The organism is Achromobacter sp., assembly GCF_032113835.1.
Lineage (GTDB): Bacteria > Pseudomonadota > Gammaproteobacteria > Burkholderiales > Burkholderiaceae_B > Achromobacter.
This window is the reverse complement of the sequence record NZ_DAMCTG010000032.1, coordinates 15,562-39,536: the sequence shown is the minus strand read 5'-3', so window position 1 is coordinate 39,536 and position 23,975 is coordinate 15,562. Positions and strand designations below refer to the sequence as shown.

Genomic DNA, 23,975 nt, shown 5'->3' with positions numbered 1-23,975 from the left:
CAAGGACTGGGGTCACCGCAAGCCGGCTCGCCGAATTCATGCCGCCACGCGGAACTATCCTGATGAAACCTTTATGATAACGGTTTTGCTTGCTTCCAAATAATAGGGGCGCGTAGTGTCCATGTTTGCACGTATTCCCTCCCGCTCTCTGAAGACCGGTTTGGCCGTCGCCGCCCTGGCCGTCGCCTTGGCGGGCTGCACCTCGAACAAATGGGGCTTTCCATACAAGGCTCCGGTCCAGCAGGGTAACTGGATCACGCAGGAACAGGTAGCACTGCTCCAGCCCGGCATGACCCGCGAACAGGTCCGCTTCGCGCTCGGCAGCCCCACGCTGACCAGCGTGCTGCACGCCAACCGCTGGGACTACCCGTACTACTTCAAGCCCGGTTACGGCGATCCGCAAGAGCGCAAGTTCACCGTCTGGTTCGAAAACGACCGCCTCGTGCGCTGGGAAGGCGACAAGCAGCCTGACCTGCAGCCTTACCAGATCAACACGCCGAGCGCCATTGCCGACGAAAAGACCGACAAGCGCCTGGACCGGGACGAAGCCCGCACCGAGGAAGAGCAGGGTGAACGCAAGCGCGACGCCGATGCGCCCGTCAGCCCGCTCAACCAGTATCCGGGCCAGCCGGGCAACGCGCCCGAGCCCCTGCTCTAAACCGAAGGACTTTTTTATGCGTATTGCTATCGCCGGCGCCAACGGCCGCATGGGCCAGATGCTGATCGACGCCATCCTGAAGGCCGACGGCCTGGAACTGGCCGTTGCGCTGGACGTCCCGGGCTCTCCCTCGCTGGGCCGCGATGCCGGCGCCACGCTGGGCAAGCAGACGGGCGTTGCCACCACTGACGATCTGGATGCCCTTGCCGGCGCCGATTGCCTGATCGACTTCACCCGTCCCGAAGGCACGCTCAAGCACCTGGAAGCCTGCGTCAAGCACGGCGTGAAGGCCGTCATCGGCACCACCGGCTTTGACGACAATGGCCGCGCCGCGATCGAAGTCGCCGCGCAAAAGACCGCCATCGTGTTCGCCCCGAACATGAGCGTGGGCGTCAACGCCACGCTCAAGCTGCTGGACATGGCGGCCCGCATCCTGAACGCCGGCTATGACGTCGAAGTGTTCGAAGCGCATCACCGCAACAAAGTTGATGCACCGTCGGGCACGGCGCTGAAGATGGGCGAAACGATTGCGTCCGCGTGGGACGTGGCGCTGCCCGACGTCGCCACCTGGAGCCGCCACGGCGACACCGGCGTGCGCAAACCCGGCACCATCGGTTTTTCGGTGCTGCGCGGCGGCGACATCGTCGGCGATCACACCGTGTCGTTCTGCGGCATCGGCGAACGCATCGAGATCACCCATCGCTCGTCCAGCCGCGCCACCTACGCGGAAGGCGCGCTGCGCGCCGCGCGCTTCCTCGACGGCAAGACCAACGGTCTCTACGATATGCAGTCGGTGCTGGGCCTCTGATCCGATCCCCAGCGCAAATAAAAGGACCCCTCGGGGTCCTTTTTTCATGCTCGGCTCGGTTTGGCAGGGGTGTCAGACACCCTAGCGACGCCTGATCAGCTTGGCGGTCTATTCCGACGGGTGTCAGACACCTTGAAGTGGAGACCGCCCCCGGTGCCTGACACCCGCTGAAGTGGAGGCCGCCCCAGGTGTCTGACACCCGCTGAACTGCTGTAGCGTGCTGACGCCCCTCTCCACCGGGTGTCTGACACCGTCTGCGCCATCTCTGCCTGTTGGCCCGCCGGGTCACACCACGACAGGCTCGGGTTCCAGCCGCACGCCATAACGGTCAGCCACGGCGTCCTGCACCGCCCGTGCCAGGCCCATGATGTCCGCGGCCTTGGCGCCGCCGCGGTTGATCAGCACGAGGGCCTGGCGATCGTGCACGCCAGCCGCGCCCAGCGCCTTGCCCTTCCAGCCGCATTGATCGATCAGCCAGCCGGCGGCCAGCTTGTAGCGGCCATCGGGCTGCGGATACGACACCAGGCCGGGAAAGCGCGCCGCCAGCGCATCGCGCTGCGCAGCCGGCACGATCGGATTCTTGAAGAAGCTGCCGGCATTGCCCGTGACGGCGGGGTCGGGCAGCTTGGCTCGCCGGATCTCGCAGACCGCCTCGAACACGTCGCGCGCGCTGGGTGATCCGTTCGACAGGCGCTCATGGCGTTGCAGATCCGGATATTCCAGCACCGGCCTCCAGGGGCGCGGCAACGCGAAGCGCACGCTTACGATGATCCAGCTGCCGGGCTCATCGTGCTTGAACGCGCTGTCGCGGTACGAAAACCGGCAATCGGCCGCATGCATTTCCACGAAGCGCGCCTTGCGCACATCCCACGCCGTCAGGCTATGAAAGCGCTCTTGCAGCTCGACGCCATAGGCTCCAATGTTCTGCACGGGCGAGGCGCCCACGGTACCGGGGATCAACGCCAGGTTCTCCAGGCCGTCCCATCCCTGCGCCACGCACGCCGACACGAAACCGTGCCAGCTCTCGCCGCCCGCGGCTTCGACGATCCATGCGTCCGGCCTCGCTTCCACGAGGCGCACGCCCGGGAAAACCACGTGCGCGACCAGGCCCGGCACACGCTCAGGCAACACCACGTTGCTGCCGCCGCCCAGCACCAGCAGCGATGGCGCTGCTTGCGCGAGCGCCGACAAAGCAGGCAATTGCGCCGGATCGCGCAGCGCGACGAACGCGTCGGCCCGGGATGCGAGTCCCAGCGTGTTCAGGCGAGTAAGGTCCTGCATGGCTGGAAACAACGAATCGGGCGCTGGTCCGGCGAAGGAATTTGACATGGGTGCTACGTGGTGTGCTATAGTTTCTGTCTTCGCTCAGTTTACTTGATTGAGTGCTTGACCCGATTTGAAGTTCAAATCGAAACAGCCACGGCGCAGCCACAGCGGCTCAGGACAAGCTCAAAAAATCGTGCTAGACTGCGCGCCTTCTGATCGATAACCAAGTTGATCAGAGTGAATAAGAAAAGCGGTTCTGAGCAGTTTGCGGAACCAATGCGGGAGTAGCTCAGTTGGTAGAGCGCAACCTTGCCAAGGTTGAGGTCGCGAGTTCGAGACTCGTCTCCCGCTCCAGAATTTTTGTTCATGGACACCTTCTGTCCACGAACGATTGAAAAAAAGCCGAAAACTTCATGTTTCGGCTTTTTTTTCGTCCAGCGATCAGAAGACCGCCTACGACATGCTGCGGTTTTGCGTTGCCCCGCGTTGGGTCTCTTGCGCATTGGAGACCACCTTGAGCGGCACTTCACCGACGCCCAACGCGCGCTCGATCAGCATCTCGTCGCCCCGGCTTGCCAGCAGCTCCTGCAATTGACCGAACTCGCCGCACCACATAATTTCCACGTCCCTATCGCGCGACACGTCGCGCTCGGCATCCGTGGTGACGACCCGGACCTGCATCCGAGCGGCCTGCCCCCCCACCTCCACACCGTAACCAGGCACCGACGGTTTCCTGACCACCACGCGGCCATCGTTGGCCCATGCGGTTTCCATGCCATCGTGGACCTCATAGCCAAGTTTCGCCAGGCCGCCCAGAACCGCGTGGCGCCTGGCCTCTGCCGCCTGTTGCTGCTGGGCTTGCGCGACCAGCGCCTGTCCCGATTCGATCAAGACATCCATGGCAGCGATTGACGCGCCGACACCGAGCTGGCTGGCTCGCTCGGCAAAGGTCGCCGCTTCGGAAGCGGAATAGGCCCTTATCTCGGCACCCAGTTCTTGCAGCGTCTCGCGCGCTGCGCGTCGCTTGCGAGCCGTGTCGATCGCGCCGGCCAGGTCCAGAATCAGGCTGTCCATGAGGAGCCGGCCGCGCGCTTCATCCGCTTGCTGCTCCACCACCAGCAGTCGGGCGGCAAACTCGGCCGCCTCGACCTGCCCCAGGTGGACGGCGGCCTCACCGATGTGCCGATCCAGCCTCGCGATGGCCGGATCGCGGTCCAGCGCCGCGTTGGCTGCCTTCCAGGCCTGGACATCCATGTCAGTACCGGAGGAGGAACGCAGCCCTTGGGCCAGAGCTTGCTGCGCCGCGCTGAGCGTCGCGGGAGAGGCGGGCGCCAACAAAGCAAAGGCATGGGCCAGCACGGCCTCGGCATTGTCCAGCGACTTGCCTGCACGCATCCGCGCCAGCGATTCTTTCAACTCGGCCGGAATCGCGACGCCCTTCGCTTCGAGCGCGCGCAGCACCGTTGCCGCGCCATGGCGCGAGTGGCGCTGGCGTCTGGCCACCTGCTCCGCCCTTTCGGCGGCCGCCTGCTGCCGCCTGGAAACATCGGCCTTCAGGAAGGCGATCTCGTCCGGCACCTGCTTCTGCAACTGCACCAGATCGTCGGTTTCCATCAGGGCCGCGAGCGACGCGCGGCGCCTCCGGGTCGCGGCAATCTCTTCGTCAGACAACATGCCGCAGCGCTGCCCCTCGGCAGCCCATGACGCAATGGCCTGGTCCAGCCGGTTCAACAAGCCATCGGCCATCGCCAGCATCTGCTCGCGCGTAACCAGCACTACAACTTTCGGACCACTCATGCCGCCACCTCCTGAGCCATGGCAAGTTCCACCGCTTCCTTCAAACGCGCCTTCTCGGCCTCGGGCTCCTGATACCAAGCTTGCGAGGACACACGGTGCAGTTTCGGGATCGCGCGGCCCAGCACCGAAGGACGCCAGATTTCCCGAGCCCTGGCACGCATCAACAGCGGATGGCGCGGCGCATCGCACTCGATGCCGATCGCATACAGCCCGGTTTCCGGATCGGCGATCGCAAAATCCAGGCCGAAGGCATCGCCCTCTTGAGCCGGCACCGCCGAAACACCCAGCGTATTCAGATACGCAAACACATCGGCCGCAAAACCATCGGCGGCGTCGACCTGACGCAATTTGGCGTGGGCCCGCTCGCTGCTCATTCTTCCCATCAATGCGCGCCCCGCAGCCAATTCGCCATTCGACATGGCGCGGGCGTATTCCATATAACCCTGCAGATAGTCTCGCGGCGCGGATGGCCGGCGCTGCGTGGTCAGCATGTCGGAGATCTCGCGTATCGGCATGGACGTGACCAACACCACCTTCTGACGCGCTCGCGTCACCGCCACGTTCAGCCGCCGCTCGCCCCCCCGCTGTCCGAGCACGCCAAAAAGGCGCCGGAAGGTGCCCTGACCGTTGCGCCCGAAGGTGGTCGAGAACACGATGACGTCACGCTCATCACCTTGCACGTTCTCGACGTTCTTGACGAAGACGGCCATGTCCTCACCGCGGTCCACCCGCTCCAGCTCTTCGCGGTAGGCGTTCCTGAAAGCCTCGTCGGACTCGGCGCGCAGCTCCAGGCGCTCCTGAATCAGATCAGCCTGCTTGCGGTTGAAGGTGACGACGCCCAGCGAAGGACGCTGCCCGGCCCCCTGTTTCCAGACTTCGGCCAGGTAGTCCACCACGCGGTCCGCTTCCGCGCCGTTGGTCTGCTGTTCATACTGGCCGTCCACCTGAATCAACTCCAGCGGCCTGACTTCGCGCACCGTGGAATCGGGATGCCGTACCGGAACGCTCAGGTTGTTGTCGTAAAAGGCTGCGTTTGAATAGCCGATCAGTTCGCGATACGCCGATCGATAGTGGATCTGCAAAGTCGAAACCGGCAAGGCACTGCGCGCCAATTGCAGCAGGTCCGGACAATCCTTGATCTCGCGCCGGTTCCAGGTGTCTTCGAACCGCTCACGCTCGTCCTCGGTCGCGGCGTCGTCCGGCAGCTCGCCGTCATAGACCTCGGCCTCGTCGCTTTCCACCCGGCCCGAAAAAAACGCCGTCGGCGGCATCTGCTTCTCATCGCCGCTGACAATCGACAGATTGCCCCGGAACAACGTCGGAATGGCATATTCCACCGGCATCTGCGAGGCTTCGTCATAGACGACCGTATCGAACAGGCCAGGCTTTAGCGGCAGCACACGGCTGGCCACGTCAGGGTTCATGAGCCACACGGGCCGAACAGCCATCAAGCCCAGGTCTGAGCCCAGCTCGATGAATTCGCGCAGACGCCGCGATCGGCGGCCTGTCAGGCGCGTCACGTCCTCCCAGGACCGCGCGGATCCGAGCCGGGATCGGTCTATTCCGTTGCGCAACACTTCGCGGTTGAGCTCGCGCATCCGCTGGTCGGCTTCGGCCAGGGATCGAATCTTGGACGCAGTCTCCGTCTGATCGAGCAGCAATTCCGGATTGTCCTGTTCCATGCGGCGCTTCCAGCCCAGCCTGGCTTCACGATTGATCAACCGCCGAACCGCAGCGTCCAGATCGCCCGGCTGCAGCGCAACCAGCGCCTCCTCAGCGCCGCGCATGATCGCGAACGCCGCCATTGCGTCGGGGCTGAGGTGACGCGCCCTGGCCCTGAATTGCTGATAGGCAGCGAGCGTGGGCAAGGCGTCGCCAAACCGGTTCAACGGCGCCAGATAGCTGACATTCTGCGCGATGGCCTTGCGGCAGGCCGCCACCAACTCAGGCGACAGCGATTCTTCAAGCGGCGCCAAGGCCTCAAGACTGTGCAGGCGGACGTTATGCCGCACAAACGCCGCCTCGAAGCCGTCGAGCAGTTGCTCGACTGGTCCGCGGTCGCCAGTCATGACGGCTGACTCGAACTCGTCGCCGCGCGGCGCAACCGCGAGATGCTCCGCAAGCTCGCGTACCTCTTCAAGCTGGCGCAGACGCGTGAGGCAGGCGTCGGACAGCCCCAGCACTTCGGCCGGCGCGACCTCCACCAGCCCAAGCTCGCGGCTCATGCGGTTCAGCCGGGCGCGCAGCGGTCTCAAACCCTGCTCCAGCCGGCTGGCCGCCAGAAGCTTGCGCAAGCCGTCATCGTCCTGGACCGCACCGGCCGATTTGATGAAGGCCATCAGATTGGCACGGCGCACATAGGCAAATGGATTCAGACGGGTCCAGAAGCTGGGCGGGCGCGTCGCCAGCGCCGCCTTGGCTTCCAGGCGATCCAGTTCCTGATCGTTCAGACGTGCGACGGCGGGTGACACCACGGGGTCATGATCGGCGATTCCACGTGCCAGCAGCTCGCGGTGCAGCCCGGCCAACGCAGCGCACAGGCGCTGCCCCTCGCCGTCTGGATTGCCGGCAGGCCGGAACAAGGGCAGCCATTGCGCCAGACGCTTGCGCTGCGTCTCGTCCAGGGCAACGAGACGGCTCGCGTTGATGTCCAGCCAGGCCCGATATGGCTCAGGGTCGTCGATGTCGAAGCGTGCCGGATGCGCGGCCAGCGTGTCGACGCGAACCCGTTCGGCCTCGCGAAATCCGGCAAACATCACATTGAAGCCTTCCAGCGTGGCCGCGTCCGTCGCGAATGGCAGGAGCTGCGCCAGGGCGCTGCCTTCGTATTTCGCCGGCAGCCAATATCGTGCCAGTGGCGCGCACTGCTCTTCCAATGTCGTCAGCGCCGAGATATCCAACGCCGCGAGCCTGCTGCGCAGCTGCGGCACGCTGATGGGCGGCGTGCCCGCCTCCAGACGGATGAGCTCGCCGAGCAGGTTTCGAAAGCTCAGGCCCGTCAGTTCGTCGACCTGATGCAGCGCCACGTGCTGCCGGTCGAGCTCGCCCTCCAGGGCTTCGATCCGGGCTGCCATACGTTCGCGTTGCCGAATCCAACCATGATCGAACGATGTTCCGCGCAGAATGGATTCCAACTGTTCACGCACGGCGCGTATCGTCGGCTCTCTGTCCTTGTTCACATCGTTGACCATCACGACGCGATCACCCAGGCCTTCCGCAACCAGCCGCTTGTGCACCACTTCCAGCGCAGCATGCTTCTGACAGATGATCAGAAGGCTCTTACCGCGCCCGATCGAGTCGGCGACCATATTGACGATGGTCTGGCTCTTGCCCGTGCCAGGCGGGCCTTCGACGAGCAGGCCCGGTTCCTGCCGCGCCTGCTGGATTGCCGCTTCCTGCGAAGGATCGCTCGCCACAGTCAGGTAGCGGTCGATCTCGGCGGACCCCGCCGCTGTCGCGTCAAAGGCCGATTTGTCCTTGAGCCGCAACATGGATTCAAGCGCGGTGCCGGAAGGCGACAATTGCTTGAGCTGCCGCAAGTCCTCGCCGATGGCCTGACCCGCGAAATCCACATGAAACAAAACCGCCGCGCTGACGATCCGGGCGCTGCCGGCGGGCATATCGATCGCGAGCGGCGGCAACGCGCCGAGCTGCCGCCCCGCCACGTCGGCCAGCAGGCCGAACGCATCGACGACATCGCCCGCCTTCAGCGCCGACCGCTGCAACACGTCATTGGCCGCCGCCCTCCAGGCCTTGACCTCCTCCCTGCCCAGTAGACCTTCGAGCGCCGGGTTCAGGCGAATTTCTTCGCGCTCGCCGTCAAAGGCCAGGGACACCTGTCCGCGCGTGCCCAACTCCATCAGCAGCTTGATCGGCCACAGCAGAATCGGCGCGATACGCGGCCGGATGGCGCTGCGACGCTCCTTATGCAGCAGGAAAGGAAAGCCCACGTACAGGCCATCTATTCCGGTATCGCGCTTGTAAAGCGAGGTCTGCCGGTGCAGCGTGTGCAGGCGGTTCTCCAGCATTGGTGACGCGCTGAATACGGCGGGATCCACCGGCACCGGCTGCGCATTGCGCGCCACAAGGTGATCGAGCAGCGCGCCGCTGCGGCTGCGTTCGCCGTTCAGTTCGCTCAAATCGATCCGGCCCGTGGTCTTGCCGATGCTCATCCGCACCAAGGGGCCGCGCAGCACCGTGGTCGCCACCTTCTTCTCGAAGAAATCGAGCACCTGGACCACGTACTGCTGCTTTTGCGGCTCCAGCCATTGCTCCGGCGGCACCGACAGCATGACAAGCGCCAGATGCAGTGGCAGGCGGCGCTCGAGACGAAACTGATCCGCCCATTCGTCCAGCGTCTTGTTGTTCGTGCGGGCAAATCCCGCGATCCGGTCGTCGACGGCGCGGAACAGATCGGAGCGGGATAGCGCCAGCGTCGGACGCGCCGCGTCGCGGTCAAACAGCAGAATGCTCTCGCGTTGCGCCACGTCGGCCGCCTGGTCGAGAATCTCTTCGACCGAGCGGAACTGCGAGATCGCGGCGCTGAGCAGGACGATCAGGTCTTCTTCGCTCAGGACGCGGCGCTCGGACAGGGACAACAAACCCGCGTGTTCGGCGTCCGGCAGCAACTGTCTGCGCTCTTCCCATTGCGCCGCCAGCGCGGCGCGCGAGGTGGACAGCAACGCGACCCGCACCATGTCCTCATCGAGCGCAATGTCCAGATTTCCCGCGCGCTGCCGCACCTGCTCTGCGCGTGCGCGCAGCCGGGAGATCCAGCTTTCGGTATCCAGCTTCTCCAGAAAATCCGGTATCGGGCCTGTCACCAGGTCATAACCCTCCAGGGGATGCTGCAGCAACCAGCCCGGCGTGACGATGTCGCCGCGCAGGATCAGCGGCATGTCGGCGTTCAAGAGCTTCAGCGCGATCATCAGGCGGCCGTCGTCGTCGACGCCGTCCAACTGCATGATTTGACGTAAGCCGGTCAGTGTCCGGGCGCTGGCGTCTGCCTGCTCTGCCCAGGTCAGCACCACACCGCGGTTGAGATGGTCGCGGGCCTCCTGCCAGTTTTCGCTCTCCGCAGCGGCTAGCGCGAACACGGCCGGCCGGCGGAATTGCCGCGTGCCCAGGGAGATGGTGGCGCCCTCCTCGACGTCCGCCTCGATCTGGCTTGCCGAAGGCGCCACCACCGGATTGCCGTCCAGCCATGCCTTGACCTGAGGCCATTGCCAGCGGGCGTGCCGGTCGCGGGCGAGCAGCCCGCGCAGCAGCAGATGCAGCGAGGGGTCCAGGTCATCCGGCAGCGCGACTCCGTTGGCCAGCACATGAATCAGGAAGGCGTGCGGATTGATCCCTTCAAAGCAGCGGCCGTGCGTCAACTGCTCCAGCAGGATCATGCCCAGGCTCCACCAATCGGAAGCCGGTGCGACACCGCCGGCAATTGCCTCGGGCGCCATATAGCGCGTCGTTTCCAGCGGCGACACGATGTCCAGGTCGAACTCCGACAAGCGCGCCGAGCCGAAGCCACTGATGACCAGGTCCAGCGGTTCGCGGCTGCGCACCAGCAAGGTCGCCGGCCGCAGATCGCGATGCCGCAGTCCGACCTCGGAGAAGGCATGCAGCGCCTGGCCGAGTTCATCGACAATATGCCGGATGGCGGCGGCGTCGTGCATGGCGATGCCAAGATCGGCCAGCGTGCCGCCGCTCATTTCCTCGGCAACTTCATACGCGCGGCCGTCCCAGCGGCCTGTCGCGAGGATTTCCGGCACATGGCCTTTCGCCAGGCGGTGCAACACGTCGTAGACCGCCGGATCCGGCTCCGCGCCGGGCCGGTACAGCGTCAGCACCGCCTGGCGACCCGTATCCTGCTGCTGCGCGAGATAGCGTTCGCGTACCCCATCGGTGCTGGATATCTGCCGCACCAGCCGCCAGCCGTCAATCCGGGTCTCGTCGGGATCTGCCGCTGCCTCGCTGCCCACGTCCGCAGCGCCTGCGGCATCGCTGCCGCACGTCAGGCACATCAGGTCGCCTTCGCTCATGGAGTGGCCATTGACACATGCCAGCGAGGGCGGCGCCGGATCTTCCTTTCCGGCCTCGATGGTTCTGACTTCCTGCGGCCGCCACCCCTCCGCGCGTATCGGCACCTGCGACAAATCCCAGTTGCACTCCACACCGTGGATCGTGCCGGCGCAAAAGAACTCGTCCACCGATCGCTCGGTGTGGCAGTTCGGGCAATAGCGCATCATGACTGCTGATTCCTGTCTTGTCTGTCTGGCGCCTTGGCGGCGCTGGTCTGGACGTGATGGCCCTGATCGGCCAACAGCTCGCGCAATCGCTGGAAATCGCCGCGCGAAGGGATTCCCGCGAACCATACGCTGCCATCGTCGTCGAACATCACGTCAAGCGCCTTGGCGGGGCGGGGCAACGCGGAAAATCGCTGGCGGCCCAGCGGCGTGAGGCAATGCAGACGCTGGTTGTCGCTGCCGCGCAGCGTCAGCGTCTGTGGCGCGGTCATATCGAAAGGCTCGGTAATCAAGGCGTCGATCAGGCCGTCGGCGGTGACCAGCACATTGGTCAGTCGCTCATGGGCGTGGCCGCTATAGACCAGGATGTCGGCCGCCGACAGCCGCCGTAATCCACGCAGGAGCGTGAGCAGCGCCTCTGGCTGATCGAAAGGCTCACCGCCCGAAATCGTGAAGCCGTCCGCATCGGGCACCCAACCCCGCAGTTGCGCCAATACCGCGTCAACCTGCGTTTCCCCGCCTGCCGGCGTCCAGGTGTCCATCGAAATGCAGCCGGGACAACGGATGGAGCAGCCCTGAAACCAGATTCCGATTCGGCGCCCGGGTCCCAGTGTGGTCACGGGGAAATGCAGGCGCGAGATCCGGATATTCATGGGCTGCGCTTTTCCAGATGAAAGGTCCCCGCATCGATGCCCGAGATCGAGAAACGGTCGCCAGGCTGCGCGTCCTGATCGAACAACCCCCGCGCGAGCGGATTGAGCAAATGCGCCTCGAGTTGGTTGCGAATGCCGCGTCCGCCATTGGAGAGGTCGCCGATGCAGCGCTGCTGCAGCGCCGTCCTGGAAGCAGGCGTGATCTCAACAGTGATACCCAACGCGGCAATGTCCGTCAGCATGGCGTGCGCCATCTGCTCGAAAATCTCGATCGCGACCTCTGGGCGAATGAAGTCGAACACGATGATGTTCTCGCCGATGCGATTCAGGATCTCAGGGCGATTGAGCACGAGCTTGAAATGCCGCTGGATCTCGCCCAGCACATTCTTCTGGATGTCCTCGAAGCCATCGGCCGGATGGACATTCGCCACGCGCTGGCCCGACTCGTCCTGGCGATAGATGCCCAGGTTGGACGTGAAAACGATCAACGCCTCCGAGAAGTACACGCGATCGCCGCGCCCCGAAGTCAGCACGCCATCGTCGAGAATCTGCAGAAACTTGTCCAGGATGCGAGGATGCGCCTTCTCGATTTCATCGAACAGCACGACGCTGAACGGCCGCTCACGGATCGCATTCGTCAACTCGCCGCCCACGTCATAGCCGACGTAGCCCGGCGGCGCGCCGATCAGACGCTGGTCCGCGTGCTCAGCGCTGAACTCCGACATGTCAAAGCGGATGTAGGCGCTTTCATCGCCGAACAAGAGGCTGGTGATCGTCTTGGCGAGTTCGGTTTTGCCCACGCCTGTCGGCCCGGCCAGAAAGGCGACGCCGCGCGGCCGATTGCCTTTGCGCTGGGTGCCGACACCCGTCATGGCGCGTTTGACCAGATCGAGCATATGCGTCACCGCATGTGCCTGCCCTTTCACTCGGCGGCGGATGAACGCCTCGGCGTTGCGGATTTTGTCACGATCAAGCCGCAGCCATGGATCCTCGGTTACGCCGACCTTATAGCGCCGCACCGCATCCGCGATATTTTCGATGGGCACCTCTTCGACGCGTGCCAACGTGGCGATGGCGTTCATATCGGCCAGCAGCAGACCTTCGGAGCCGTCTACAAAAGCGGATTCGGCCTCGGCCAATCCTTCAGGCGGCGCGTCCTTGGCGCCGGGAACGCCACGCAGCAAAGCGCCCGCCAAGGCACGGCGCGCGGCACTGTCCGGCTTGGACACCGGAACGTGCCGGATGCGCGGATTTTCGATCAACAGCCAATCGGGCAGGTCGCCTTCCTTATCGACGATCCAGATCACAGTATTGAAGAACGGCTTGCGCGAATCTCCTGCGGGACGCGCTGCCGCGCCGTGCGCCAGCACCAAGGCTCGAGTGAACAAGGCATGTTCCGCCGCGCTCAGGGTTTCGCTGCGAATCGCCAGGCGCGATGCAAAATCAACGATCAGCGCAACCGGCCTGCCAGGCAGGGCGACCAACCGCTCCAGGCAGGCAGTAAGCGCGTCGATTCCGCCTGGCGCCGCCCCGTCGACCGGCGTCAGACCCAACCGGCGCAAGGTCTCGTCAGCAGGTTCGGCCGGCGCCTGAGCGCTATCGGGCACCGTAAACCCTGCCACGGGATTCCAAACGATTGCTTGGGCGTAACCGGCGTCGCGCAAATTGTCGGCGAGTGTGCTCACGAGCGGTTGCGCGGTCACCAATCCCGGCGCCACCTCGCAGGCTTGCAAATCGCGCACATTCCCGGACAGAACGAACTGGCTTTTAAGCGGAAGAAACCTTAGCGTGTCCCGTAACCATCTGGGTTTGACGTAGGCGGACATATTTGGGCAAGGGCTGCAGAAAATAGACGTAAAACGTTACCATAGGCCGCTACCGTTCATCGGCGCGGCACAGAGAAGGCGCAGCATCTTCTGGCGGCACGAAGACCAGCGAAACCGTCTTGTCCGATTCGTCGCGGTAGCCCTTCGCGTGCATTTTTTTAAAAAGCCGTTATACTCTCGCCTCTTGCAAAAAAACGGCAAGAAAATGCGGGAGTAGCTCAGTTGGTAGAGCGCAACCTTGCCAAGGTTGAGGTCGCGAGTTCGAGACTCGTCTCCCGCTCCAAATTATTCTCTACAGACTCCTACGGATTTCTGTAAGACGTTGAAAAAAAGGGGCTTTCGCCCCTTTTTTCATTTCCGCGGCATAAGCGCTGCGGCAGCACGAGCACTACGGTTAAGGATCCAGGCGGCCAGCCTCCGGCCGGGAATCGACCAGATTCCATCGCTCGAAACTCCCTCGTCCAAAATATTCGCGCCGATGCTGGTACAAGCTGCGGCCATCCCGCCCAAACAGCCAGACCGAGTCATCGTAGGGGTCCACTGACGAGTCGGCGGCCGCCTTGAGGTAAATCCACGCATTGTGTTCGCGGTCGTGGACAAGGAGCTTGTTTTTCAGCAGCACCAGGACGTAGCGGTCGTTCCAGGCCTTGACGGTCGCGCCATGCTTGGTGAAGTCAGACAGGGGAAGCTGCCGGCCAAGGGCCAGCAGGTCGGCGCCGACACGCTCATGGTCGGCAAGGGTCGGGCCGATCTCCACGGCTTTGACCACCGCCCCGGAAGGTTCTCCCGACGCGAAGGCCGTATAGCGGAGTGTCGGGATCAGCCGAATGGCCGTGAATTCGGCGTCGAGCTTGCCGCCCTGGTCGACGAAGGCTTGCGCCGAGACCCGTTGCCCTTGCAGCCACGCCAGCCCGAACTGCTCGGGCGGGACATCACAGTCTTGGACATTCTCATACCAATACCAACCCAACCGCCCCACGTGTTCCGTCATGCACAGATGGATAAGGGTGTGGCCTGATCTCACGCCCGCCAGGCCCTTGACGACGGCGATGCTCTGCGGCTCGTCCCGATGGGGTACGAGGTAGGACGTGATGGTGTAGCGGCTACCCCGCGCGCCTCTATGCTCTGTCGAGTAGTAATCCAGCAGCAGACTGCGTTGCATCGTCGCATTGCGGCTTGTGCTATTGATCCACTCTGCAATGGAAATGCTCATCACGCCCGTCAGCACTGACGTCGTGATGCCCAGGAGCCAGATCACGCCGGAGACGTTGAAGCGCGTGCCATCCTTGACGGCCAGGCCGCGATAGTCCCTGGCCAACATCCAGGTGCCAATAGCCGCGTAAAGCAGCGCTCCCAGCCAGCCAATGAAGTTGATCCTGGCGGCATTGTGGACGATGGTCGGGGGACTGGCATAGGCGACAAAAAGAAGTGGAGCGACTGCCCAGGCCAACAGCAGCGGCAGCCATCCCAGGCGCTTTGCGGAAAATATGGCGGGCCGGGTCATTTGCAGGCGTTCGGCGTCACTTGCACGCCTGACTGGGCCGCACGCTCAGCGCGCACTGAATGTTGATATGGGCGGGGAGTCGGCATTGGACCGTTCCTTGGGTCGTTTAGGAACAGGCCTAATCGCAAACACGGTGCCAGTTCTAGCGCGAGCGATCCTATTGATTTTTAAATCAAGTGCTTATGTTGCTCATCCTGTGATGATTAACGTGCTCAGCCTGTACTGAATCGCTAAAAGTGATTTTCCTGACGAAATTTCGGGCCATTGTTGGCCCGATTTTTTTTAAGCGGTTGAAAAGCAAAAGATAAAAATCGAGCCAGGTTTTGCCCGGTCGGGCCAAACCTGGCCAAGCCGCTTTTCTGATTAATCTGATTCCGCCATCAGACACCCCATGAAATGATTCTCGCGTCGCCCGATGGTCGGAAGCTCATTCGGCGTCAGTCATCGGGCTATCTCGATCCGTCGATCGAATCTCACCTCCAATCCATCCAGCTCGTCGATAACCGATACCCGTTCCTCGATGCAGACCACCTTTTACAGGTCCTGCTCATAAACCGGGCAATCGCCGTTCGGCTCGCTGATGTCAGGCTCCGATGCAAATAAACCAATAGCTAACAACAGGGATGCATTCGAAATTGGTCCGCCTTCTCCAACGCCTTCTCCAGCGCCTGCACCATGCCCGCAGTGACCAAGCCCTCCATGCGGCATCAACCACAAAGCGAGAGCAAGACGTTGGTTTTCGCTTCGTCATATCGTTCTTGTTGGCCCTTCTTCTGTGTACTGCTGCCCCGACCTACGCGGCGCCCGCGGCCGAGCCTACTCGGGCAAAGCCGGCCGAGCCTGCCCGAGCGAAGCCAGCCAAGCCGCTGACCTTTAAAGAAGCGCTCAGCGCTGAACTGGAAATCCTGCGCAATCCCATGGTCCAGAAAATCCTCGATCGCGGTGGAAACATTGGCGACGGGAAGCTGCTGGAAGTGATCGATCGGGCCCAGCAGGCGGGCAAGGCGGGAGACCTGCCCGAGGTTGTCGTCGCCCGGCTCGAGGTCTGGCGGAAAGAGCGTGCGATAGAGAAGGCTTACCGTGAAGCACCATGGGTCCACGGGCCGGCCCGCGTTGCCCTCAAGGGGCCTGTCTTCTTACAGGTTCCGAAAGGATTCAAATACCTGGCGCCGGAGGCAGTTGAAATGCTGCCGCACGACTTCAAGTCGCCCTCATTTCGTGCGTTGCTGAGCAACGATGACGACACCTTTGCCGCATTCATCCATGTATCCGACACCGGGCACTTCGCGCCCGAGCAACTGACGCTGAATGCCGACAGCATCCTGCGCAGAATTCAAGACAAGTTCACCGACCCCCTGAGAAACGCCAAAGGGTTCATGGACGTCCAGTACGGCATCGTCGCCAAACCAGAATGGATAGATCCGCCTCATTACGACAAGGAACATCACGTGGTGTCGTGGGCGCATACCGAGCCCCGCCCAACGTCACCACGCATGTACGCGGTTCGTCTTGGCAAGACGTGGGCGGCAGAATTCCAAGTGATCTCACCGGGTGATTCAGATACGGAAGCACCGATCAAACGCGCACAGAAAGTTGCAGCGGCAATCGAGTTTTCGCCCGGTGAGGACTACGCCGATGCTGACACGCGCACAACGAAGGCTGCGTTTTCAATGATCGACTTGATCGGCGGGCCGGCATTCAAATACGTACCCCTCCTGGCTCAGCAGCCAAGTACCTGGGAGTCCATCAAGCCCCACTTGTACCGGTTTTCACCGATATTGCTTCTCCTCCTCGCCGCGATCCTGAGGGCCACGCGGGCTCAGAAAGAGGAGTGACAGTGTGGATGGGGTTCTTTCACCTCAAGACTTCCACCCACGTTGCAAAGGCCCTAAAAAGCATGTACACTCGCTGTCTTTGGTGAACGGCACCTTCCGGTGATGATCACCAAAAACAGCAGTACCCAAGCGGGAGTAGCTCAGTTGGTAGAGCGCAACCTTGCCAAGGTTGAGGTCGCGAGTTCGAGACTCGTCTCCCGCTCCAAATACAAAGAGGAAGCATCGGCCCACACCGCGCTTCCTTTTTTCTTGCAAGTGCTGGCGCAATGGCAGAGTGGTTATGCAGCGGATTGCAAATCCGTGTACGTCGGTTCGATTCCGGCTTGCGCCTCCAGCATCTTTTCCCCCTCCCCCCTCGCATCTCGTTACCCATCCCTACGCCCGGTCAGCCGGATGATTGCTATGGTGACCCCGTTTTCATTTGAACGATGAGTCCATGCACAACATCCCGGTTTCGCAGCCGCGCCGTCTTGCCGACCCTGTCCGCCGCCGCGCCACTTTCCTGACCTTTTCCGCCGCCGCGTTGATTTCGCTCGCGCCGCTTGCTGCGGAGGCGCACGACAAGCACCATCATCACCGCCACAAGGGCGGCGAGCACAAGGAAAAGTATTGGGATGGCGCCTGCAAGGTCGAGCGCAAATGGAAGCGCAACGGCGACTACACCGAAAAGCGCAAATGCCGTGACGACTATGCCTATGGCTACGCGCCGCAACCCGTGGCGGTGCCCGTGATGCCGGTGCAGCCTGGCATCGTCATTTCGCCCACGATCGTCATCCGCCCCTGAGACCATGGATCAATCGGTAAAGGACGCCCTCGCCCGCTGGCCGAATGTGCCGGCCGTTTACGGATGGCTGTCGCTGGATGCGCGCGGCCGCTGGCGTTTGCATCCGCAAGGCCAGGCCAATGACGGCGGGCCGGGCGAACCGATCACCAATACGCAGATCCTGGAATTCATCAGCCGCAACTACGAGCACGATGATGACGGCCGCTGGTTTTTCCAGAACGGGCCGCAGCGGGTGTTCGTGCGTCTGGACGCGGCGCCCTACGTGTTGCGGCTTGCCGATGACAACCGCGGACTCGTCACGCACACTGACGCGTCCGTCGAAGCGGTCAGCGCGTGGTGGCTGGATGATGAAGGCCAGCTCTACGCATCAACGCCGATGGGCGCCGGTATCGTGCTGGACCGCGATCTGCAGCCGCTGCTGGAGCTATTGCGGACGCAAACCGGCGCCCCCCTGCTGGATGCGCTGGCGGACCTGGCGCCAAGCCGTTCCATGACAGCCGTCTGGCCTGGCGTGTACGCGGCTGCGCCGCTGCAAGCGATCGCGCAGGCGGACATCGCCGCGCGCCTGGCATTCGACCCAGCCCCGCAGGCCGCCGCGGCCTGACGGATCAGCGCAAACTCAGAACATCCAGTTGCCGTAAAAAAGGGCGAGGCCATTCCATGGCCCCACCCTCGCACGGGCCACGTCCGGCCCGGTGAACAGACTGATGCGCGTAACGTTCAGCAGACTGATGCGCGTAGCGCTCAGACGGTTGACGCCGACAGCGCTCAGCGGCGGCCGCTCTTGACCAGCGCGAACTTGCCGTCACCCAGTAGCGCCAGCACGGCAGCCGCCACGGTCAGGAAGATCGGATACTCCCAGCCGCCGCCCGGATTGCCGAAGCCCCAGCCATTGCCGAAGTGGACGGTCGACGCCACAAAAAGCTGCACCACGGCGATTGCAGCCACCCAGCGCGGCACCACGCCCAGGATCAGCAGGATGCCGCCGGCCACTTCGAAGAACGTGACGGGATAGGCCAGCCAGCTCGCAAAACCGATCTTGGCGAAGAACTGCGCGGTGCCGGGCAGCGTGAACACCAGCAGCTTGGTCAGGCCATGGGCCAGGAACATCACGCCCAGCGCCACGCGCAGGAGCAACGCGGCATACGGCGCGGTACGGGAATCAATCATTGCAATCATCCTTGTGCAGAAAAGCGAATCGACCAGAACAGCAGATCCTTCATGGGCCGTATTCTTGCGATTCCAAAAACAAAGATAAACATGCAGAATTGCAAATTATTGTTCCCCGATAGGAAACAATCTTGGACACCCATACCGCCATGCAGACCTATGCCAAGGTCGTGGAGCTGGGCTCATTTGCGGCGGCTGCCGACAAGATGGGTCAGGCGCGATCCGTGGTCACGCGGCAGATCGCCTATCTGGAGCAGAAGTACGGCGTACGGCTGCTGAATCGCACCACGCGCAAGCTCAGCATGACCGACGCCGGGCGCGCCTTCTACGAACGGGTCCGGCCGATTCTGGCGGAAGTCGCTGATCTGGAGCTGTCCCTGCAGGCGGAAGGCCAGCGGCCAAGCGGACGGTTGCGGGTCAGCGCGCCCGTGTCGTTCGGCATCCTGCATCTGGGTCCGGCCATCGCCGAGTTTCTGCAGCGTTATCCGGACGTAGTGATCGACCTGGACCTGAACGACCGTGTCGTGGATCTGGTCGAGGACGGCTACGACGTCGCGGTCCGCATCGGCCCGCTGGTGGATTCGTCGCTGGTGGCCAGGCCCCTGGCGCCGCAGCAACTGCTGGTCTGCGCGGCGCCCTCATACCTGAAGCGTCACGGCGCGCCCGCCGTGCCGGAAGACCTGAAGCAGCATCGCTGCCTGCACTACGCCTATGCCAGCACGGGCAACGAATGGCATTTCGAGAAAGACGGCGTGACGCATCTGGTCCGCGTGAATGCGGCGCTGCGGGCCAACAACGGCGACGTGCTGCGCACCGCCGCGCTGGCCGGGCACGGCATCATCCTGCAGCCGGAATTCCTGGTGGGGGAAGACATACGCGCCGGACGCCTGACCGCGCTCTTGACCGGCTATGCCCACACGCCGATTTCCATGGTCGCCGTCTACCCGCACCGGCGCTTCCTGTCGCCCAAGGTGCGGTCATTCGTCGAACACCTGGAAGCGCGGTTCGGCAGCCCCGCACCCACGCCGCCGGGCCGGCGCGCCACGACCCGCCGCAGCCGTTAGAATCGTACCCATGACCGCCAAATCGCCCCTCGAATACTTCCCCGCCCCGCGCCGTTCCCACTTTTGCAGCCAGTGCGGCTCTCCGGTCAACCGCCGCGTGCCGGAAGGCGACAACCGCGAGCGTGACATCTGCGATCACTGCGGGGCGATCCATTACCAGAACCCGCGGCTGGTGGTCGGCACCGTGCCCGTCTGGGAAAACCGCATTCTGCTTTGCCGCCGCGCCATCGAGCCCCGCTACAACACGTGGACCTTGCCCGCCGGCTTCATGGAACTCGGCGAGAGCACGGCGCAAGGCGCGGCGCGGGAGACGCTGGAGGAATCCGGCGCCAAGATCCAGTTGGGCGACATCTACACCATCATCGACGTGCCGCAGATCGAGCAGGTGCACGTGTTCTACCTGGCGCAAGCGGTGGGTCCCGAACTGGACCCCGGCCCGGAAAGCCTGGAAGCGCGCTGGTACGACGAAGCCGAAATTCCGTGGGACGACCTGGCCTTCCGCACGGTCGCCAGCACCCTGCGCCTGTTCTTCGAGGACCGCAAACTCGGCACCTTCGGCCCGCATCACTACACCCTAGAATCGCACCGTTGAAACTGCCCTGGCTCGCCGCCGACACCCCGTTTCCTCCTGCCGAATTCGCGTTGACGGATCCGGACGGCCTGCTGGCCGCGGGCGCGGACCTGTCGCCGGAACGCCTGACCCAGGCCTACTCCAACGGCATTTTTCCGTGGTACTCGGAAGGCGAACCCGTGCTCTGGTGGAGCCCCGATCCGCGCATGGTGCTGCCTGTGAAGGACTTCGCGCCGTCGCACTCGCTGCGCAAACTGCTCCGCCAGATCGCCGCCCGGGAATACGAGGCCACGCCCAGCGTGCAGGTCCGGGTCGACACCGGGTTTCCGCAAGTCATGGCAGCCTGCGCCGCGCCGCGCGACGGCCAGCCCGGCACATGGATCACCGCTGCCATGCAGGAAGCCTACCGGCAATGGCATGAAGCCGGCGTCGTGCACAGCATCGAAACCTGGATCGACGGCGAATTGGCGGGCGGGTTGTACGGCATCAGCCTGGGCCGCATGTTCTTTGGCGAGTCCATGTTCACCCGCGTCCCAAACGCATCGAAGATCGCGCTGGCGCATCTGGTTCGCTACCTGGATGCGCAGGGCGTGGAATGGATCGACTGCCAGCAGCAGACGCGGCATCTGGCCAGCATGGGCGCGGCTCCCGTGCCTCGGGAACGCTTTCTGCGGCATGTCCGGCAAGCCACTCAGCAACCCGGCATTCCGTGGTCGCGGGGCCGGCTGGACACGCGTGGGATGCTGCATCCGGATACACCCGAGGGGACGGATTGCAGCCCGAGTTAAGCGTTAATATGGAGCCACTCCCGTCTCGGGTTTGCCGCCTTGACGCGGGATATCCGATACGCCAGCTCCCATGAGCCAGCTCCAATGAGCCAGCTGAAAGAACTTCCCTTCTCCACGCTGCAGTTCTACGCAACCGCTCCCTACCCTTGCAGCTATCTGCCGGGTCGCCAGGCCCGGTCGCAGGTCGCCGCGCCCGGGCATCTGATCAACGCGTGCACGTATTCCCAACTGGTGGAACAAGGCTTTCGCCGCAGCGGTCTCTTCACGTACCGTCCCCATTGCGACAGCTGCCAGGCCTGCATCCCCGTGCGCGTGGATGCGGCGGGCTTCGCCCCCAACCGCAGCCAGCGCCGCGCGTGGCGCGACCACCAGCATCTGCAGTCGTTCGTGGCGGAGCTGGCGTGGTCGCCCGAACACTACCGCCTCTATACCCGCTACCAGCAGGGCCGGCATCCGGGCGGCGGGATGGACGAAGACAGCCGCACGCAATACGCGCAATTCCTGCTGACCAGCCGCGTCAACACCCGGCTGGTCGAGTTCCGCAACGCCGAGGGCGTGCTGGTGATGGTTTCCATCATCGACGTGCTGGACGACGGCCTGTCCTCGGTCTACACGTTCTATGACCCGGACATCGCCGATGGCCTGGGCACGTACAGCATTCTCTGGCAGGTCGAACAGTGCCGCGCGCTGAACCTGCCATGGCTTTATCTCGGTTACTGGATCGCGGATAGCCGCAAGATGTCCTACAAGTCCGCCTTCCGTCCGGCGCAGTTCCTGGTCGACGGGGAATGGCGCGACAGTCCCGAGCGCCCGCCCGTCTGAATCCGCGGCGGCGTCGTTTGCAATCGGCGGGGACGGATCAAATCGCTCTACAATCCCGGCCCATGTCTATCCTCTTCCACGCCTATCCCCTGGCCCGCCCGGCGCTGTTCGCCATGGACGCGGAAACCGCCCACGAAGTCACCTTGTCAGGCCTTCAACGCGCTTATGAATGCGGCGCCACGCGCAAGCTCATGCACGCGCAGCCCAAGGCGCCCTGCACGCTGATGGGGATGCAGATGGCCAACCCGATCGGGCTGGCCGCCGGCCTGGACAAGAACGGCGCCTATATCGACGCGCTGGGCAACCTGGGTTTTGGCTTCATCGAGGTCGGCACGGTCACGCCACGCGCGCAGCCCGGCAATCCCAAGCCCCGCATGTTCCGCCTGCCGCGCGCCAATGCGCTGATCAACCGCCTGGGCTTCAACAACCAGGGACTGGACGCGTTTCTGGCCAACGTGCAGCGCAGCACGTGGCGCAAGCAGGGCGGGATCCTGGGGCTGAACATCGGCAAGAACGCGGACACACCCATCGAACGGGCCGCCGACGACTACCTGATCGGCCTGGATGGCGTGTACCCGCATGCCGACTACGTCACGGTGAACATTTCGTCGCCCAACACCAAGAACCTGCGCGCGCTGCAAAGCGGCGACGAGCTCTCCGCCCTGCTGGCGCAGCTGGCCGATAAGCGCCGCGCCCTGGAAGACCAGCATCAGCGCCGGGTCCCGATGGCGGTGAAGATCGCGCCGGACCTGACGCAGGAAGAGATCGACGCCATCGCCGAGATCCTGCCGCGGCATGGCATTGATGGCGTCATCGCCACCAACACCACGCTCTCGCGCGATGCGGTGAAGGGCCAAGCCCACTCGGAAGAGGCGGGCGGCCTGTCTGGCGCGCCTGTGCACCAACTGTCGCTGGCGGTGATCCGCCGCCTGAAGGAACGGCTGGGCAATAGCCTCGCCATCATCGGCGTGGGCGGCGTGCTGTCAGGCCGGGAAGCCCGCGAAAAGATGGAAGCCGGCGCCGACGCGGTGCAGCTCTACACGGGCCTCATCTACCGCGGCCCCGGACTGGTCGGCGAATGCGTGCGCGCCGTGGCGCCTCGCTGACCGGCACAAAAAGACAAAAAACGCGGGCAAAAAAAGGGGCCACCCTGTGGGTGGCCCTAATTCCAGCTCTGCTCTGTCACTCAACAGTACTACATTACTGCGCTTTGCGCAGCACCGAGCGTCAAATACTTAGGCGCTGCGGCGGCTGCGGCCGGCCACCTTGGTGGCGGCGTCGGCGGCGTCCGTGGCGGCCTTGAAGGTCGCGTTGGCGGCAGCGTTCAGGTTCGACTCGGCGACTTCAGCGGCCTGCTTGGCGGCCTTGGTCATCGAATCGTAGGCGCTGGTCGCGGTGGCCAACGACGACTTGATCAGGGCGACGGCGCTTTCGGAACCGGTCGGGGCGTTCTTGGAGAACTGGTCGACGGCTTCGCTCAGCTGTTGCTGGCTTTCGGCGATCTGTTCTTCGGTCAGCTTGACCAGGCTGCCTTGCACGCCGGCAACGATGTCATACACATGCTTGGTGTAGGCCAGGGCCTTTTCGGCGCCCGGTTGCAGCAGACCCGTGGCGAAAGCGGCGGCTTCCTGCGGATCCTTGACTTCAGCGGCTTGCTGCGACTTCTGGGCGACTTCGTCCAGGGTGGCCTTCACGACCTTCAGGTTCAGCTCGACCAGCTTTTCGAAGCCGGCAAAGACGGCCGTCTGGGCAGCCACGATGGTGTTGATGCTGGCCTTTTGACGGTCCAGAACTTGTTGCGGAATGGCGCTCATAGAATGCTCCTCTCAGGGTAGCCGGAGGCTGTCCGGCAGTAAGGATGGTTGTCTGCGACGAAATAAAAGAAACGTGCGCGGAAACTGGTACTACAAGCTACCGCCGGCCCGTTTGATGCACTGCACAATTGCCATTCTAGGCTCGGTAAAAAACTTGTCAAGCAGTTTTTGTGCGGCGCAACAAGTGTTTGCACTTTAACGGTGCGCGCCCGTCTGCCGGGGCTTGATTCTGCGCAAAAGATTCCCGGAACTCGGGAAATACCGGACATGACGCGGTATCAATTCTTTTCTACACTGTTTTCACGCTGATGACAGACAAATACCAATGACATGTCAGCGATTGATAACTAATCGCAGCAAGCAAAACCCTGCAATC

General features: G+C 63.4%; 18 protein-coding genes and 4 tRNA genes. 14 read left to right on the top strand and 8 right to left on the bottom strand.

The genetic code is table 11. The features are described 5' to 3' along the window. Positions 1-121: 121 nt before the first annotated feature. Entirely contained in the window at positions 122-658 is a 537-nt protein-coding gene (locus RT697_RS13470; RefSeq protein WP_313699498.1) for an outer membrane protein assembly factor BamE, read from the top strand. Between the two features lie 16 nt (positions 659-674). Beyond that, the gene (gene dapB, locus RT697_RS13465) at positions 675-1,466 is read left to right on the top strand and encodes a 4-hydroxy-tetrahydrodipicolinate reductase (RefSeq protein WP_313699496.1); all 792 of its coding nucleotides are present in this window, start codon (positions 675-677) and stop codon (positions 1,464-1,466) included. A gap of 285 nt (positions 1,467-1,751) precedes the next feature. On the opposite strand, the gene murB is transcribed toward dapB, so the two are convergent. Next, a complete protein-coding gene (gene murB, locus RT697_RS13460) occupies positions 1,752-2,795 on the bottom strand; it encodes a UDP-N-acetylmuramate dehydrogenase (protein ID WP_313699495.1) in 1,044 nt (347 codons plus the stop codon). A 215-nt stretch (positions 2,796-3,010) separates the two neighbouring features. Between murB and RT697_RS13455 the strand changes: the two genes are divergently transcribed. Then, a tRNA-Gly gene (locus tag RT697_RS13455) sits at positions 3,011-3,086 on the top strand. A 99-nt stretch (positions 3,087-3,185) separates the two neighbouring features. On the opposite strand, the gene RT697_RS13450 is transcribed toward RT697_RS13455, so the two are convergent. From RT697_RS13450 to RT697_RS13435, 4 genes are read right to left on the bottom strand one after another with little or no spacing between them, the layout of a single operon-like run. Beyond that, a complete protein-coding gene (locus RT697_RS13450) occupies positions 3,186-4,529 on the bottom strand; it encodes a hypothetical protein (protein WP_313699493.1) in 1,344 nt (447 codons plus the stop codon). Continuing rightward, positions 4,526-10,771, bottom strand: coding sequence for an AAA domain-containing protein (locus RT697_RS13445; RefSeq protein ID WP_313699492.1), 6,246 nt, complete (start codon positions 10,769-10,771; stop codon positions 4,526-4,528). The genes RT697_RS13450 and RT697_RS13445 overlap by 4 nt, the downstream gene beginning before the upstream one ends. Beyond that, entirely contained in the window at positions 10,768-11,421 is a 654-nt protein-coding gene (locus tag RT697_RS13440; RefSeq protein WP_313699490.1) for a 4Fe-4S cluster-binding domain-containing protein, read from the bottom strand. Before RT697_RS13440 ends, RT697_RS13445 begins: the two co-directional genes overlap by 4 nt. Then, positions 11,418-13,247: an AAA family ATPase gene (locus RT697_RS13435; protein WP_313699488.1), complete on the bottom strand. Its 1,830-nt coding sequence runs from the start codon at positions 13,245-13,247 to the stop codon at positions 11,418-11,420. Before RT697_RS13435 ends, RT697_RS13440 begins: the two co-directional genes overlap by 4 nt. Positions 13,248-13,454: 207 nt before the next feature. On the opposite strand from RT697_RS13435, the gene RT697_RS13430 reads away from it, so the two are divergent. Next, positions 13,455-13,530, top strand: a tRNA-Gly gene (locus RT697_RS13430). A gap of 111 nt (positions 13,531-13,641) precedes the next feature. Here RT697_RS13430 and RT697_RS13425 read toward each other — a convergent pair. Further along, positions 13,642-14,751: a hypothetical protein gene (locus RT697_RS13425; protein WP_313699487.1), complete on the bottom strand. Its 1,110-nt coding sequence runs from the start codon at positions 14,749-14,751 to the stop codon at positions 13,642-13,644. Positions 14,752-15,374: 623 nt separating this feature from the next. Here RT697_RS13425 and RT697_RS13420 point away from each other — a divergent pair. From RT697_RS13420 to RT697_RS13400, 5 genes are all read left to right on the top strand, one after another. Next, positions 15,375-16,586: a DUF2167 domain-containing protein gene (locus RT697_RS13420; RefSeq protein ID WP_313699485.1), complete on the top strand. Its 1,212-nt coding sequence runs from the start codon at positions 15,375-15,377 to the stop codon at positions 16,584-16,586. A gap of 129 nt (positions 16,587-16,715) precedes the next feature. Further along, positions 16,716-16,791, top strand: a tRNA-Gly gene (locus RT697_RS13415). Between the two features lie 55 nt (positions 16,792-16,846). Beyond that, a tRNA-Cys gene (locus tag RT697_RS13410) sits at positions 16,847-16,920 on the top strand. A 102-nt stretch (positions 16,921-17,022) separates the two neighbouring features. Continuing rightward, positions 17,023-17,370, top strand: coding sequence for a hypothetical protein (locus tag RT697_RS13405; RefSeq protein ID WP_313699483.1), 348 nt, complete (start codon positions 17,023-17,025; stop codon positions 17,368-17,370). Positions 17,371-17,374: 4 nt separating this feature from the next. Beyond that, complete coding sequence (locus tag RT697_RS13400) at positions 17,375-17,974, top strand: DUF2946 family protein (protein ID WP_313699481.1); 600 nt, start codon at positions 17,375-17,377, stop codon at positions 17,972-17,974. Positions 17,975-18,138: 164 nt separating this feature from the next. Here the strand turns inward: RT697_RS13400 and RT697_RS13395 are convergent, their stop codons facing one another. Beyond that, on the bottom strand, positions 18,139-18,540 hold the full coding sequence (locus RT697_RS13395; RefSeq protein WP_056569512.1) for a DoxX family protein: 402 nt from the start codon (positions 18,538-18,540) through the stop codon (positions 18,139-18,141). A 131-nt stretch (positions 18,541-18,671) separates the two neighbouring features. On the opposite strand from RT697_RS13395, the gene RT697_RS13390 reads away from it, so the two are divergent. From RT697_RS13390 to RT697_RS13370, 5 genes are all read left to right on the top strand, one after another. Next, positions 18,672-19,604: a LysR family transcriptional regulator gene (locus RT697_RS13390; protein WP_313699480.1), complete on the top strand. Its 933-nt coding sequence runs from the start codon at positions 18,672-18,674 to the stop codon at positions 19,602-19,604. A 10-nt stretch (positions 19,605-19,614) separates the two neighbouring features. Continuing rightward, positions 19,615-20,196, top strand: a complete 582-nt coding sequence (locus tag RT697_RS13385) for an NUDIX hydrolase (protein WP_313699478.1) — start codon at positions 19,615-19,617, stop codon at positions 20,194-20,196. Beyond that, complete coding sequence (gene aat / locus RT697_RS13380) at positions 20,193-20,963, top strand: leucyl/phenylalanyl-tRNA--protein transferase (protein ID WP_313699476.1); 771 nt, start codon at positions 20,193-20,195, stop codon at positions 20,961-20,963. Before RT697_RS13385 ends, aat begins: the two co-directional genes overlap by 4 nt. An 84-nt stretch (positions 20,964-21,047) precedes the next feature. Continuing rightward, positions 21,048-21,785, top strand: coding sequence for an arginyltransferase (locus tag RT697_RS13375; protein WP_313699474.1), 738 nt, complete (start codon positions 21,048-21,050; stop codon positions 21,783-21,785). A 62-nt stretch (positions 21,786-21,847) separates the two neighbouring features. Then, positions 21,848-22,891 carry a quinone-dependent dihydroorotate dehydrogenase gene (locus RT697_RS13370; protein WP_313699472.1) on the top strand — a complete coding sequence of 348 codons (1,044 nt, stop codon included), beginning with the start codon at positions 21,848-21,850 and terminating at the stop codon, positions 22,889-22,891. A gap of 129 nt (positions 22,892-23,020) precedes the next feature. Here the strand turns inward: RT697_RS13370 and phaP are convergent, their stop codons facing one another. After that, entirely contained in the window at positions 23,021-23,599 is a 579-nt protein-coding gene (gene phaP / locus RT697_RS13365; RefSeq protein ID WP_105237564.1) for a TIGR01841 family phasin, read from the bottom strand. Positions 23,600-23,975: the final 376 nt, after the last annotated feature.